This window comes from Streptomyces sp. NBC_00448 (assembly GCF_036014115.1).
Classification (GTDB): Bacteria; Actinomycetota; Actinomycetes; order Streptomycetales; family Streptomycetaceae; genus Actinacidiphila.
Map to the genome: position 1 here is coordinate 5,306,204 of NZ_CP107913.1, position 13,667 is coordinate 5,319,870.

Consider the following 13,667-nt stretch of genomic DNA (forward strand, 5'->3'; position numbering starts at 1 on the left):
CCGCTTTCTGGGCTTTCGGATTTCCTCTGGTCTCCGGCCTGGAAACAGAGCGGATCTGGGGATTCTGCGCGGGAACCGGCTATCTCTGCGCCGCGGTTGCCGCGTTCTGGCCTCCGCGCTCGTCCGTCGGCAGGTCGGCCGGCGCACGGGCCGGAGTACGGGTCAGCGCATGGGCCGGCGTACGGGCCGGAGTCGGGTGCGCGCTGGCGGGGGCCGTCGTCCTGCCGTTGCTGTACTGCGTGTTGAGTGGCCGCGCGCAGAGCGAGGTCGGCGTCATCGAGCGCTCCGGACACCTCCTGCTGCACGGCCACAGCCCCTACGTCGCCCACCCCCGGACGGTCCTGGACTACGACCCCTACCTGCCCGGGATGGCCGTGTTCGGGCTGCCGCGGGCCCTGTTCGGCGACGGGGGCCCGCTGCTTCGGCTGCTCGGCGACGCCCGCGTGTGGTGCGCGCTCGTCCTCCTCGGCTGCCTGGGGCAGGGGCGCCGCATCCTGCGTACGCCGGTCGCCGGCGAATCAGCTTGGGCAGAGGGGCAGTTGGGGTACGGCACCGCCCTCGCCGCCCTGGTCGCCTCGCCGGTGGTGGCACTCCCGCTGTGCGTGAGCGGAGTGGACCTTCCGTTGACCGGTCTGCTCTGCCTGGCGCTCGCGTCGGCCGCCCGCGGGCGATCGGTCGCGGCGGGGCTCGCAGTCGCGGCGGCCTGCGCCCTCAAGTGGACGGCGTGGCCCGCCCTCGCGGTGGCGGCGTCCTTGCTGGCGCACACCGCGGGCCGCCGAGCCGCCCTGCGCTTCGCGGGCGTCTCGGTGGCGGGCACCCTCGCGCTGGTCCTGCCCGGAGTGCTGTGCTCGCCCGGGGCGGTGGCCGAGCAGGTGGTCGCCTTCCCCACGGGACGCGGCCGGTTGGCGACCCCGGCCAGGAGCCTGCTGCCCGGCCGGCTGCTCGCGGAGTCGGGCCCCGCGGGCTGGTACGTGGCCGTCGCGCTCCTGTCGGCGGGCGCGCTGGCGGTGGGCGCGTCGCTGGTCGTACGGCCGCCGTCCGATGCCGTGGCGGCCGCCGACCGGCTCGCGCTGGGCCTGTGCGCGGGATTCCTCCTCGCCCCGGCCGGGCGGTTCGGCTATCTCGCGCTGCCGGTCACGCTGGTGGTGTGGACGCGGCTGGCCGGCACGGGCAGCCGGGCGGGACGGGCGGCGGAGCGGCGGGCGCCGGAACGGGGCGCCGGACGGGAAGCGGAATGCCGTTCGGAGCGGGAAGCGGAGGACCCGGACGCGGCGGTGCGGCCGGGGCGGGCGGTCGCGGTCGGGCCCGGCCGGGCGGTCCGTGCTCGGCGGGGGGTCCGCGGTCGGTGGGCGGTCGGCGGTCACCGTGCGGTCGGCTCTCCGGCCGTCCGGTCGGCGTCGAGGTGGCCGCGCAGATAGGCGAGGACGGCCAGCACCCGCCGGTTGCCCTCGGCGGGATCGAGGTCCAGCTTCATGAAGATGTTGCCGGAGTGCTTGACCACCGACGCCTCGGTGACGGTGAGGCGCCGGGCGATGGTCTGGTTGTTCAACCCCTGAGCCATCAGGGCGAGTACCTCCCGCTCCCGTGGCGTCAGCCGCAGCAGCGGCTTGGCGGCGCTCTGCTCCCCCAGCAGCACCCGCACCACCTCCGGGTCGATGACGGTCTCGCCGCCCGCCACCCGGTCCAGGGCGTCGAGGAACTCCGCCACCTCGCCGACCCGGTCCTTCAGGAGATAGCCCAGGCCGCCCTGGTCCGGCGGCCCGCCGAGGAACAGCCGCGCGGCATACGCGCCCGCCACGTACTGGGAGAGCACCACGACCGGCAACTCCCGGTGCCTGGAACGTAGTTCGAGGGCGGTACGCAGGCCCTCGTCGCGGAAGCCCGGCGGCATCCGTACGTCGGTGATGACCACGTCGGGCCGGTCGGCGTCCACCGCGCGGGCCAGTTCCGCGGCGTCGCAGACGGCGGCCGTCACCTCGTGGCCGACGCGGGAGAGGAGTTCGACGAGTCCGGCACGCAGCAGCACCGCGTCCTCGGCGAGCACTACACGGAGCACGGGACCTCCAGGGTGAGACGGGTCGGGCCGCCGACGGGGCTGGTCACCTTGAGCCTGCCGTGCAGCACGGCCACGCGGTCCGCGAGTCCCTGCAGTCCGGCGCCGGCCGAGGGGTCCGCGCCGCCGCGTCCGTCGTCGGTGACGGTCACGGTCAGCAGGTCGCCCGTCAGCCGGGCCGCGACGGTGACCGCCGCGGCGCCGCTGTGCTTCGCCGCGTTGGTGAGCGCCTCGGTCACGGTGAAGTAGGCCACGGTCTCGACGGGGCCGGGCAGCCGATGCGGGAGGTCGACGTCGACGGTCACCGGGACGGGGTGGCGCAGCGCGACCTCGCTGGTGGCGGCCGCGAGTCCGTGGTCGGTGAGGACCTGGGGATGGATGCCGCGGACCAGCCCGCGCAACTGGTCCAGGGCCGCCCGGGCCTCCGCGCGGGCCCGGGTGACCAGCTCCGCGGCGGGCGTGCCGGCCGCGTCCTGGCTCCGCAGCTCCCACTCGGCGAGCCCCAAGGTCATGGTGAGCGCGACCAGTTGCTGCTGGGCGCCGTCGTGCAGGTCGCGCTCGATCCGGCGCCGCTCGGCCTCGAACGCGTCGACCAACCGGACCCGGGACCGGGTGAGTTCCACCACTTTGGTCCCGAGGTCAGCCTCGACGGCCGGCAACAGCGCCAGGGCGACGCGCACTTGGGCGGCGGCCAGCACCCCGCCCGCGTAGGCGCACACCGTCAGCCCGGCCAGACCCGCGGCCGTGGCGGGCAGGGCGGCGACCGGACCGCTGATCGACCTGCCGGGGATGAGCATCAGGGTGTCCGGGGCGATCAGCCACGCGAAGACGGGCGTGGACACCAGCAGCGCGGAGAAGCCCAGCAGCGCCGTGAAGCCGAGACCGGCGGCGGTGAACACCACGCCGAGCACCAGCGCGTACCCGAGTTCGCGCCAGGTGGCGCGCTCCTTGAGCCGGGCGCGCAGCCAGGGCAGCGCCCCGACGCCCGGCAGCGAACCGTGCGGGTCCGGCAGCGGCTCCGGCTCGACCAGGCGCAACCTGCGCCGCTCCACCGCCGCGACGGGCACCCCGCAGGCCGCCGCGGCCATCAGCACCAGCACGCCGACGCCGACCACCGAGAGCCCGAGCCCGACGACGAGCAGCGCGGTCAGCGCGACCAGGACCGCGCACCCCACGACCGCGCCCGTGCACAGGTAGGCGGCGCAGCGCAGCGGCCACCGGGAGAAGAGGAACCGCACCGGTCGCCGGCGCAGCGCGTCCCACACGGCAACGGTCATGACCCCTCTCCTCCCGCCGGTCGCGCGCGTCCGTTTCCTCCCCTTGAGGACTCCGCTCCGGCGGAGCGGGTTGCCTGGTGGGGAGGGGCGGCGGGACTCCGGTGGGGAGGGGCGGTGGGCGGCGGGCCGTGCTGCCGTCGGCGGGGTCCGAGGGACGCGGGCGGCCGGGGAGGACTGACAGATCGGCGACGAGGTGCTTATGATGCCCGGGATGATGAACTTCTCCTCGTACGGATTGGGGGACTCGTCCGCGCAAGGTGAGTGCTGATGGCACTTCACTTCGCGAACGGGATTCCGCCCCGCCTGCTGATGTGGCAGCGCGTACGCGAGTACGCCGTGCCACCGTCCATGATCGGGACCGCGACCGCACGGCGTGCGGTCGGCGACTGGGCGGGGGCCTGCGCCGCCGCCCGGATCGACGTCGATCTCGATCTGCGCGCCGTGCGCGACCGCCACGGCATCGATGTCGTCACCCGACTGCGCGCGGATCTACGCCGGTTGGCGCCGGATCTGCTCCGCTGGCACCTGCCCAGGACCGCCCCCGACGGGCGGCTGCGGCCGGGCCTGACCCTCTGCCTCGCCCGGTACGGAAGCGCGCGCACCGCACTGGACCTGGTGGTGCGGACCCCGCCGTCCTGGGCGGACGCCGGCCAGCGGCTGTCGCTGGCCCTGTGGGAGGGGCCGGGGCACGACACCCCCGAGCCGCTCCCGCCGCCGCGGCCGCACCCCCACCCGAACCCGCACCCCGGCGTGCATCCGCATCCGCATCCCGACCGGCGGTTCCGGCTCGACCTGCACCGGCACCTCTGGGACGCCCGGCGCAGCGGCGAACTGGCGTGGCGGTGCGGCGCGGAGGGCGCGCTGCGGTCCGGGACTCTGCCCTCGGCACCGTCCGAGGGCCCCCTCGACGAGGCCGCCACCGACGCGGACTCCCTGTGGGCGGTGGCGACTTGGGCCGCGGAGGCGGAGCTGTTGCTGCGGGCCGAGGACCGTCCGCGCGGCGCCTTCACCGTACGGCTCGGTGCGCGCCGTCGCGCGGTGCTCGAACTCGTCGCGCCCGACGACAGCCACGCACCCACGTGGCGGCCGGTGCGGGAGGCGCTGCCGCCGCAGGAGGTCGCGGCGCTTCCGATGCTGCCGGAGGCCGCGGCCCGGGTACTGCCCGATCTGGAGCTGCTGCGGGCCGGGTTGGTCCCGGCGGACCGGCTGCATCCGCTGGTCGCGGCGGCGTTGGCGGCGTACGCCCCGGCCCCGTCGGCCGGTCCCGCCCCCGAGCCCGGTGATCCGCACCGGGTGGAGTGCCGGGGCGAGGTGCACCGGATCGCCCTGCGGGACGGGGTGTTGACGGCGGTCGACCACGACCTGGACCAACTGCGCCGGGAGGAACTGCTGGTGGCGCTCGGCGGGCCCGCGCTGCCCTGTCTGCGCGCCATCGACACGGTGCACCGCGACCCGGAGGCGCTGCCCGCGGTCCGGGAGCGGCTCGGCCATGGCGACGTCGTCGGGGCGCTGGCCGTGGTCGAGGGGCTGCTCGGACCGAGCGCGGTGCTGCGGGACGGTCCGCTCCGGCAGGAGCTGGAGTCGGCCGCGGCCCGCCGGGTCGACCACGGGCTCTTCCGCGCGGGGCTGGCCCCCGTGCCGGGTGCGGGGCGTACGAACGCCGCTCGCCGTCAGCGGCCCGGCCGCGCAACGCCTCCCTACCCGAGCGGCAAGGGTTCCAGCCGGGCCCGCCCCCGTACCGGCCAGTACCGCTGACCCGCGACACCTCCGCCGAACTCCCTTTCTCCCGAGGCGCGTTCCGCTCGCGCTCACCCATGACCTCCGGGACGGGCCGACTCGTCTCCGTACACGACCCCAGGTGATGCCCATGACGTCCAGCACCCTCCTGCCCGCCCCGGCTCCGGCCGCGGGCGTGCCCGTATCCACCGTCCCGCCCTCCGTCGCGCCCGCCGGGGCCTCCGGCACGGACGCCCAACTCGCCGTCGCCGAGGACCTCCTGACCCTGCTGCGGACGACCAGGACGGAGCCCCGTCCGGACGAGCAGCTCGAAGCGCTCACCCTGGCCGTCGCGGCCGACCTGCCCGTGCTGCTGTGGGGGGAGCCGGGCATCGGCAAGACCGCGGCCCTGACGCAGCTCGCCGCCACCCTCGACCTGCCGCTGACGACCGTGATCGCCAGCGTCCACGAGCCGTCCGACTTCTCCGGGCTGCCCATCGTGGGCGAGGAGCCCGAGGTGCGCGGGGTGCCGATGGCGCCGCCGCAGTGGGCCGTCGAACTCGTGCGCGCCGGGCGGGGGCTGCTCTTCCTCGACGAACTGTCCACCGCCACCCCGGCGGTCCAGGCAGCGCTCCTCCGAGTGGTCCTGGAGCGGCGGGTCGGCGCGCTCCAACTGCCCCCGGGCATCAGGATCGTGGCCGCCGCCAACCCGCGCGCGTCGGCCGCGGACGGGTGGGAGCTGAGCCCGCCGCTGGCCAACCGGTTCGTGCACCTGTACTGGGTGCACGACCGGGAGGTGGTGGTACGCGGGCTGGGCGGCGTCTGGCCCCGGGCGGAGCTGCCCCGGCTGGTGCCCGAACGGCTGCCGGAGGCGGCGGAGTTCGCCCGGCGCGCGGTCTGCGGCTTCCTCCAGGCCCGGCCTACCCTGATCCACCGGCTGCCGACCACCGAGACCCGGCGCGGCGGCGCCTGGCCGTCACCGCGGAGTTGGGAGGCCGCGCTCACGCTGCTGGCGTTCGGCACCGCGGCCGGTGTCTCCCGCGAGGTGCTGGCGCTGCTGGTGCGGGGCGCGGTCGGGGACGGACCCGGGCTCGAACTCCTCGCCCACCTGGACCGGATGGAGCTGCCGGACCCGGAGGTGATGCTGGCCGATCCGGCCGCCGCCGAGCTGCCGGAGCGGGGCGACCTGCGCCAGGCGGCCCTGGAGTCGGTGGTGGCCGCCGTCGGCGCGCGGCCGGAGCGGGACCGGTGGGAGGCGGGCTGGGCGGTACTGGCCCGGGCACTGGAGACCGGCGCGCCGGACCTGCTGGTCGCTCCGGCGACGGCGCTGGCCGCGCTGCGGCGCGACGAGTGGGAGGTGCCGGCGGGGGTGGAACGGCTGACCGGGGTGATCGGCCTCGCGCGCAGGGCGGACCGGTCGGTGCGGCGGGCCGAGGCCGCGCCCGGCGCGCGGCGGACGCCGGGGGAGCGGCGATGACGGGGGCCGCGAAGCGTACGGGCCCGCAGCCGAGTTCGGTGTCGCGTTCGTCGTCCCGCGATGTGCCGCATCCGGTGCCGCGCCCGGGACCGTATCCGCGTACGGCGCCCAAGCCCGCGCCACCGCGCCCGGCGCCCAAGCCCGCGCCACCGCGTACGGCGCCGGCCACCGCGGCGGGGGACGGCGCCGCACCGCGTCCAGGCGCCACCCAGCCCGGAATCCCCCTGGACATGGAGAAGTTGCTGGCCGCCCGGCTGCACGCGGTGAAGGTCCGCCCGTACCTCGCCGACGCGCTCTTCGCGCTGCACGTGGTCGAGGACCGGTCGGTGCCCACGATGGCGGTGGACGCGCACTGGCGCTGCTACGTCTCGCCCGGCTTCGTGGCGCGGATGCCGGTGGAGGAACTGGCGGGCGTATGGGTGCACGAGGTCTCCCACCTGCTGCGGGACCACCACGGGCGGGGCGAGCGCTATGCGCGCGAGCAGGAGGAGCGGGAGGGGCGCGGCCGGGGCGCGCGGAGCGAGCAGGAGGTCCGGCAGGCCGAGCGCTGGGAGAGGCTGCGGCGGAACATCGCCGCCGACTTCGAGATCAACGACGACATCTACGACGACCTCCACGGCAAGGGCCTGCCCCGCCCCACCGGCGCGGTGCTGCCCAGCCTGCTCCGGCTGCCCGAGGGCCTGCTCATGGAGGAGTACCTGCGGACCTCGTCGCTGTCCGGGGCCGCCACGGACCTCGCCTGGCTGGACTGCGGCAGCGGTGCCGACGGGCAGGCCCGGCCATGGGAATCGGGACCCGGCGGCGCGCACGGGCTCAGCAGGCAGCAGCGGGACGCGGTCCGCTTCCGGGTCGCCGAGGCGATCAAGGGCCGCCCGGGCAGTGCTCCGCAGGGATGGCGCCGATGGGCGGATGAGGCGTTCCATCCGCCGCAGCCCTGGCGGCAGTTGCTGGGGGCGGCGGTCCGCTCGGCGGTGAGCGCGCCGGGGGCGGGCGGCGACTACAGCTACCGCCGCCCGTCGCGGCGCTCCGCCGGTGTGCCCGGGGTGCTGATGCCGAGCCTGCGCCGTACACCGCCCCGGGTCTGCGTCGTGATCGACACCTCCGGGTCGGTGAGCGACGCCGAACTGGGCAGCGCTCTGCTGGAGGTGGCGGCGATCACGCGCGCGGTGGGCGGACGGCGCGACCTGGTGACGGTGATCTCCTGCGACGCGGCCGCCGGGATCGCCGTCCCCATCTGCCGGGCCGAGAACATCGAACTGGTAGGCGGCGGCGGAACCGACCTGCGCTCCGGCTTCGCCCAGGCGCTGCGGTCCCGGGTCCGGCCGGACGCGATCGTCGCGCTGACCGACGGCCAGACCCCCTGGCCCTCCGCGCCGCCGCCCTGCCGCACCGTCGTCGGCCTCTTCCCCCGCCCCGCCGACTCCGTGGACGAGGAGGACCCCGACTACGTCCCCCTGGAACCGCCCACCTGGGCCCGCGTCGTCACCATCGGCTGAACGGCCGTGCCGCCGTTCCCGGTGGGCCCTTCAACGCGGCCTTTTTCAGAGGCTGTTGAGGAGGTCGTCGAGCGGCGGCGGGACCAGGTCCGGGGGGAGGGCCTCCACGAGGACGTGGCCGTAGCGGATCTTGCGGCCCTTCTTCGTGCCGATGAAGCGCCGCAACTGCTGCGGTGCGGGGCGGTCGCGCTGCGCGGGCTGCTGCAGGAAGGTGCGGAGTGCGCGCAAGTCGCCTTCGGCGCACACGAGTTCCGTCACCCGGGGCACGCCGAGCGCGCGGATGAGTTCGTCCTCCAGATCCGCCGCGCAGACGAAGAACCGTTGCCGCGCGGCGCCGGCGCGCGCGAAGCCCCGCTCGTAGAAGCCGCGTTCCGCCTCGTCGCACAGCCCGGTCAGGCGCAGGTCCAGGCCGGGCGGGCCGAGCAGCTGGGCGAAGCGCGCGATGCTCATCGCGCCGCCCATCGCCAGGACGCAGACGCCCTCCCCCTCCAGGTCCCGCCCCCGGGCCGCGGCCAGCGCACCGACCGCCGCGACGTCACTCGGCCCCTCCACGAGCACCACGGGCCGCACCGCCGCCCGCCCGGCCCACTCCGCCGCGATGTCCCCGGCCGGACCTTCTGCCGTGTCTCCTGCCGCACCCCTGGGCGCACCCCTGGTCACAGCCCCGGCCGCACCTTCGGCCGCCCATTCGGTTCCGTCGCGGGTGGTGGGGCCGGAGACTCGTCGCATGGCGGGTATGGAGGCGTTCCGGGAGGCGGTCACCGCGTGGGGCGGAGGCCGGGGCGGGCGGCGGGCGGGTGGAGGTCCGGCGGGCCGACGTCTCCGCTCCCGGGACCTTCCCCGGTCTCGACGACGTCGACGTGGTCGTCTCGGCCGTCGGCGTCAGCAAGGGGGACGGCCCGGGCGCGCTGGCCGCCGGCGCGCGGCGGCTGGCCGAGGCGCGCGTCCGTACGGTGTGGCTCGGCGCGCTCGGGGCGGGCCCCTCCAAGGGCGCCGGCGGGCTGATCTACTCCGCGGTGATGCGGATGCTCGTCGGCGCGGAGCTGGTGGAGAAGGCGGAGGCCGACCAGATCGCGCTCGACGCCGGCGCCACCGTCTTCCACGCGCCGGACCTCACGGACGGGCCCCTCGGGCCCGAACGCCGCACGGTGCCTCTCGCGGACTACCCGCGCCCTCTGCTCCCGCCGCGGATCTCCCGCGCCACCGTGGCCGCGCTCATGCTCGACGAGGCGGAACGGGCGCACCCCTCCGCCGGAGTCGTCATCCCCCTCGGCTGACCCACGCTCCCGGGGCGCCCCGGCCCGCCCGGGGTGCCCCCGCCCGCTGGAGAGTTGGGGAGCGGTACTCGGATGGGCGATTGACATGTGCACGGTCGGTCGTGATGCTGTCGGAATGTGCTCCCGCCGGTGGTGACCCCTGTTCGGAAACGGTGGAGTGCAGACGGTCGGAGCGCCCAGTCGCCCCCCTCCGATGCGATCCGACCGGACGTCGTCCACCTGCCGGCGCCCCTCCGCCGGTCCGGGCTCGCGTCGAAGCGGAGGCCGACCATGGAACGGGACGATGAAGCTCCTGCGAAGTCTCTACGGCGCGACGGCCTTCACCCTGTGCGGTGCGCTGGCCGCGGTGCTCGCACTGGTGTGCCCCGCGCCCGCGCAAGCGGCCCGGACCAGCATCCACAACGCCGACCCGAGCGTGATCAGGGTCGGCGGCACCTACATCTCCGCGGAGTCCGCCGGCGGCGGCATCGCGGTGCGGGAGGCGTCCTCTCCGGACGCTCTCGGCGCGGCAACCGCCCAGAAGGTCTGGTCGGACACCGCGGGCCGCGGTGAGGTGTGGGCCCCGGAGATCGTGGTGGACAGCGGCCGTTACTACATCTATTTCACGTCCGGCACCGGATCGGCCCACCGGATGTACGTGATCAGCTCCGCCACCGCGAACAGCGGATACGGCGCCGAGACCGAACTGGCCCTGCCCGACGACAAGTGGGCCATCGACGGCAACATGTTCGCCTTCAACGGGCAGCGCTGGTTCGTCTGGTCGGGCTGGGACGGCGACACCAACGTCGAACAGAACCTCTACATCGCCCGGATGAGCAGCCCCACCACGCCGACCGGCGCGCGCTTCATCATCTCGCAGCCGCGTGAGAGCTGGGAGCGGGTGGTCGGCGACCCCTACATCAACGAAGCGCCGGCGGCGATCAAGGACCCCAACGGCCAACTGCACATCGTCTACTCGGCCAACGGAAGCTGGAGCGACCAGTACTGCATGGCCGACCTGCGGCTGCGGGCCGGCGGTGACCCGACGTACGTCTGGGACTGGTACAAGTCCAACGGCTGCCTGTTCGGCTCCCACGCGGCCACGATGATGTCCGGCTGGGACCCGACGCTCTACGTCGACGGCCCCGGCAGCCACAGCTTCGTCCTGCTCGACGGCGACATCAACACCAGCCCGCCGGCCGGCCCGACGTTCCCGCTGATGTTCACCGCGGTGCCGAAGGGGACGCCGTACTCGTGGGCCAACCGGTACTGGTTCAGCGGGAGTTTTTGCTGGTGGGGCAATACCACCTACACCCGGGCCAACGTCCCCGGCGCGACCAGCGACACGGGGTGGAGTCTGAAGTTCTTCGAGTGACGGGTGGTCCGCGCGCGGCCGAGGATGCGCCGGAACGGCGCGGCGGCGTGGGCCGCCGGCGGGGCCGCCCACTTCTGTGGGCGGGCCCGGGGGACGGAGGCGGGGCGGGTCAGCGGACGTGGATCGTCACCGTGACGGTCTTGAGCACCGCCGGGAGCTTGGTGGTGTCGACCTTCAGGATCTCCCCGTTGTCGGTCTGGCCGGTGGGCGGCATCACCTTCTGGTGGACCGTCCACTTGCCGTCGGGGTCCACGGCGATGGTGTCGATGCCGAAGTCGTCGTCGTTGGACAGGTACAGCGTCTTGCCGGCGTCCGTGGTGGCGACGCCCTCGACCTTGTCGTGCGAGAAGAACGCACCGCTGGGGTCGAGTTGGCTCACCAGCGTGCCGACGTTGAGGTACGGCTGCTTCTGCGCGACGTGCACACCGGCGCCGGTGAGCGCGGCCAGCGCGTCATTGGTGCCCTTCTTCCCGACGAACGCCTCGGGCGACTTCCCGCCGATCGTCAGGCCGCTGACGTCGGTGGCGCCGTTGATGTCGATCTCGTAGAGGTTCTTCTGCGCGAACGGCTCGAAGTTGCCGTCCCGCTCGTCGACCAGGAACTTCGTGTCCGACAGAGCGGTGATCTCGCTGTTGGCGTCACCGGTGTCGTCCGGGTCGTCCAGCAGGTAGAGGTACTGCTTGGTCTGGTACGTGCGCAGGTTGATCGTGATGACGCGGGTGGTCGAGACGTTGCCGGCCTTGGTGCTGCCGAGGTCCGGCTGCTGGAGCGCGGACTGCATGACGCCCACCAGGGTCGAGCCGTCCGGGGTGACCGTCAGACCCTCCATGCCCTTGTTCTTCAGGCGGTCCGCGAACTCGGCCGGCAGGTAGCCGACGATCTTGTGATACGCGTTGTCCTGGCTGTCCTTGTACGGGGTCAGCCGGCCCAACTCGTAGCCGTTGGCGTCGAAGTGCGTGAGGTACGGGCCGTACTCGTCCGAGACCCAGAACGTGCCGTCCGGCAGCGCGACCAGGCCCTCGGAGTCGTAGCCGTACGGGTCCTTGGCGACGGGGACCGGCGTACCGCCGTTGGCGTTGGTCGCGTTGACGTCGTCGATCACCTCGCTGGTGTCGTGCGGCGGGCGGCCGCTGTAGTTGACGCCGCCCAGGCTCTTCGGGCCCTTCAGGGTGACCTTCTTGACCAGTTCGGCCTTCCCGCCCACGAGCTTGAACTCGCCGATCTGCGGCGTGAAGTCCAGCACCATCTCGGACTTGTTGCCGTCGGGGGCGTCGGCGTTGGGGCCGCGGTCGGTGAGGCCGTAGAAGTAGCCGGACCTGCCGGGCACCGGGGCGAGCGAGGAGCCGTAGCCCTCACCGGAGATCTCGGTGGTGGTGCCGTTCGGGCCGGCGACCTTCGCCAGCGGCGGCAGGGCGTCGCCGTTCGCCTGGGTGTCCTTGAACAGCTGCACCGCGTCGGTCGCCGTGTAGGTGAAGGTGTCCGTGCCCTTGAAGCCGGCCTTGGGGGTGTACGTGAACGAGCCGTCCGGGTCGACCGTCGCGGTGCCGTCGGACGGGTCGGTGTGCCGGACGACCGCGGTCGCGCGGGCGTCGTTGCGCAGCACGTTGCCGGTCACCTTGCCGTGGCCGGAGTACGAGTCGGCCGTCGCGCTGAAGTCGTGCGACGGAGCCGACAGCCAGCCGTGGGCCTGGGCCGCGGCGGTGCCCGCGCCCACCACGGCGGCGGTGGCGACGATCGCGACGGCAACCCGGGTGCGCTTGCGGGAGAAGGGTCTCGAAGTCATGCTGCCGAACCTGTCGGTCGGCGGTGAACGCCGAGTTGACCCCTGGTGAACCCTCGATCCGGGATGGAACGACTCTGCGAACGTCCTCGACTTCCGCCGTCGTCGTTGCTACGCCCTGGGGCCGCTGGGATAGGTGGGGGTGGGGGTGCGGACTCCCGGGACGTGGCCCGGCACCGGCCGGGACCTGCGTCGGCACCCGGCCCGGCGCCTGACCGGCACCCTGCTGGGCACTCGGCCCGGCGCGGGATTCCGGTCTCCGCGCCCCACCCCCTTCCCGCGGGCGGGGCGGGTCAGACGGTGCCGTTCTCCCACCACCAGGCCCGGCCGAGGTCGGCCCGGCTGTCCACGTGCTGGTGGTCCTCGGTGTAGGTCTCCAGGCCGGAGAATCCGCAGGTCTCCGCCTTCTGGTAGACGGTCTTGTTGGCCACGCCCGGGACGTCGAGGTCGGCGGCCGTGCCGTACAGGTGCATGCTGTCGCTCGCCCCGCCGACCGCGGCGTTGTGGGAGATGCTGCGGAAGCCGGAGTTGACGGTGATCGGGACGTCGCCGAGCTTCCTGCGGAGCGCTTCGAGCTTGTACATCGCGCGGCGGACGTTCTCCTTCGCGGCGGCGGCGCTGACCTTGCCGCCGTCGAAGGTGCCGCTCACCCGGTCGGTGAACTCGCTGAAGTCGAAGTGCACGGTGGAACCGTCGGACTGCTGAAGGGCGTTGAGCTGCGCCTGGGAGGCGGGGCCGACGACGCCGTCGGACGACAGGCCGTAGGCGGACTGGAAGAGCCGGACCGCCGTGGCGGTGCCCGGGCCGAAGTCCCCGTCGATGGCGACCCGGGTGTGGCCGGCGCTGCCGGTGGCCCAGCCGGCCACCCTGATCTGCAGTTCGGTCACGTCGGCGCCGGTCGATCCCTGCTGGAGGGTACGCGACCAGGTGTACGCGTACGCAGAGCCGGACAGCAGGATCGGTCCGAGGACGACGCCGGCGCCTGCGGCCAGCGTTCCGCGCAGCAGGGTGCGGCGGTCGAAGGGGGAGGAGGACGAGGGAGGCGAGGACGGCGAGGAGGACGAGGACGGGGACGAGGTCATCGTGGTCCTTTCGGTGACCGAGCGGCTCGGAGTGGGCCGCGGGCGTGGAGCGCCCCCAGCATGGCGGCGGGTCGGGCGGTGCTCAAGAGGCCTGCGGCGCACGGGGGATGAGGCCGGATCAACCGATCGGTGGAGGGGGACCGGCCCGGTGGCCG

Annotated in this window: 11 protein-coding genes; 6 read left to right on the forward strand and 5 right to left on the reverse strand. The window is 74.4% G+C overall.

Annotated features, from left to right (window positions below):
- Positions 1-239: 239 nt before the first annotated feature.
- Positions 240-1,418: a glycosyltransferase 87 family protein gene (locus tag OG370_RS22715; protein ID WP_328467130.1), complete on the forward strand. Its 1,179-nt coding sequence runs from the start codon at positions 240-242 to the stop codon at positions 1,416-1,418.
- Here the strand turns inward: OG370_RS22715 and OG370_RS22720 are convergent.
- A complete protein-coding gene (locus OG370_RS22720) occupies positions 1,361-2,056 on the reverse strand; it encodes a response regulator transcription factor (protein WP_328467132.1) in 696 nt (231 codons plus the stop codon). The genes OG370_RS22715 and OG370_RS22720 overlap by 58 nt on opposite strands.
- Positions 2,044-3,330, reverse strand: coding sequence for a sensor histidine kinase (locus tag OG370_RS22725; protein WP_328467134.1), 1,287 nt, complete (start codon positions 3,328-3,330; stop codon positions 2,044-2,046). The genes OG370_RS22720 and OG370_RS22725 overlap by 13 nt, the downstream gene beginning before the upstream one ends.
- Positions 3,331-3,597: 267 nt before the next feature.
- Here OG370_RS22725 and OG370_RS22730 point away from each other — a divergent pair, with 267 nt between their 5' ends.
- The 3 genes from OG370_RS22730 to OG370_RS22740 all read left to right on the forward strand — a co-directional run bounded on the left by OG370_RS22730 (position 3,598) and on the right by OG370_RS22740 (position 8,019).
- Positions 3,598-5,085 carry a hypothetical protein gene (locus OG370_RS22730; RefSeq protein WP_328467136.1) on the forward strand — a complete coding sequence of 496 codons (1,488 nt, stop codon included), beginning with the start codon at positions 3,598-3,600 and terminating at the stop codon, positions 5,083-5,085.
- Positions 5,086-5,197: 112 nt separating this feature from the next.
- On the forward strand, positions 5,198-6,523 hold the full coding sequence (locus tag OG370_RS22735) for an AAA family ATPase (protein WP_328467138.1): 1,326 nt from the start codon (positions 5,198-5,200) through the stop codon (positions 6,521-6,523).
- Between the two features lie 230 nt (positions 6,524-6,753).
- The gene (locus tag OG370_RS22740) at positions 6,754-8,019 is read left to right on the forward strand and encodes a vWA domain-containing protein (RefSeq protein ID WP_328467140.1); all 1,266 of its coding nucleotides are present in this window, start codon (positions 6,754-6,756) and stop codon (positions 8,017-8,019) included.
- A gap of 45 nt (positions 8,020-8,064) precedes the next feature.
- On the opposite strand, the gene OG370_RS22745 is transcribed toward OG370_RS22740, so the two are convergent.
- Positions 8,065-8,679: a TOPRIM nucleotidyl transferase/hydrolase domain-containing protein gene (locus OG370_RS22745; RefSeq protein ID WP_443060729.1), complete on the reverse strand. Its 615-nt coding sequence runs from the start codon at positions 8,677-8,679 to the stop codon at positions 8,065-8,067.
- A 137-nt stretch (positions 8,680-8,816) separates the two neighbouring features.
- On the opposite strand from OG370_RS22745, the gene OG370_RS22750 reads away from it, so the two are divergent.
- Together OG370_RS22750 and OG370_RS22755 are read left to right on the forward strand one after the other, a co-directional pair.
- A complete protein-coding gene (locus OG370_RS22750) occupies positions 8,817-9,296 on the forward strand; it encodes a hypothetical protein (RefSeq protein ID WP_328467142.1) in 480 nt (159 codons plus the stop codon).
- A 283-nt stretch (positions 9,297-9,579) separates the two neighbouring features.
- Positions 9,580-10,650, forward strand: coding sequence for a glycoside hydrolase family 43 protein (locus OG370_RS22755; RefSeq protein WP_328467144.1), 1,071 nt, complete (start codon positions 9,580-9,582; stop codon positions 10,648-10,650).
- A 109-nt stretch (positions 10,651-10,759) separates the two neighbouring features.
- Here OG370_RS22755 and OG370_RS22760 read toward each other — a convergent pair whose 3' ends face one another.
- Together OG370_RS22760 and OG370_RS22765 are read right to left on the reverse strand one after the other, a co-directional pair.
- Complete coding sequence (locus tag OG370_RS22760) at positions 10,760-12,433, reverse strand: esterase-like activity of phytase family protein (protein WP_328467146.1); 1,674 nt, start codon at positions 12,431-12,433, stop codon at positions 10,760-10,762.
- A 290-nt stretch (positions 12,434-12,723) separates the two neighbouring features.
- On the reverse strand, positions 12,724-13,512 hold the full coding sequence (locus OG370_RS22765) for a D-Ala-D-Ala carboxypeptidase family metallohydrolase (RefSeq protein ID WP_328467148.1): 789 nt from the start codon (positions 13,510-13,512) through the stop codon (positions 12,724-12,726).
- Between the last annotated feature and the right edge of the window lie 155 nt (positions 13,513-13,667).

Excerpts from the sequence above, each read along its gene's own strand:
- OG370_RS22740 (WP_328467140.1), top strand. The coding sequence starts at position 6,754 with ATGGAGAAGTTGCTGGCCGCCCGGCTGCACGCGGTGAAGGTCCGCCCG.
- OG370_RS22730 (WP_328467136.1), top strand. The coding sequence starts at position 3,598 with ATGGCACTTCACTTCGCGAACGGGATTCCGCCCCGCCTGCTGATGTGG.
- OG370_RS22765 (WP_328467148.1), bottom strand. The coding sequence starts at position 13,512 with ATGACCTCGTCCCCGTCCTCGTCCTCCTCGCCGTCCTCGCCTCCCTCG.
- OG370_RS22755 (WP_328467144.1), top strand. The coding sequence starts at position 9,580 with ATGAAGCTCCTGCGAAGTCTCTACGGCGCGACGGCCTTCACCCTGTGC.
- OG370_RS22735 (WP_328467138.1), top strand. The coding sequence starts at position 5,198 with ATGACGTCCAGCACCCTCCTGCCCGCCCCGGCTCCGGCCGCGGGCGTG.
- OG370_RS22760 (WP_328467146.1), bottom strand. The coding sequence starts at position 12,433 with ATGACTTCGAGACCCTTCTCCCGCAAGCGCACCCGGGTTGCCGTCGCG.
- OG370_RS22725 (WP_328467134.1), bottom strand. The coding sequence starts at position 3,330 with ATGACCGTTGCCGTGTGGGACGCGCTGCGCCGGCGACCGGTGCGGTTC.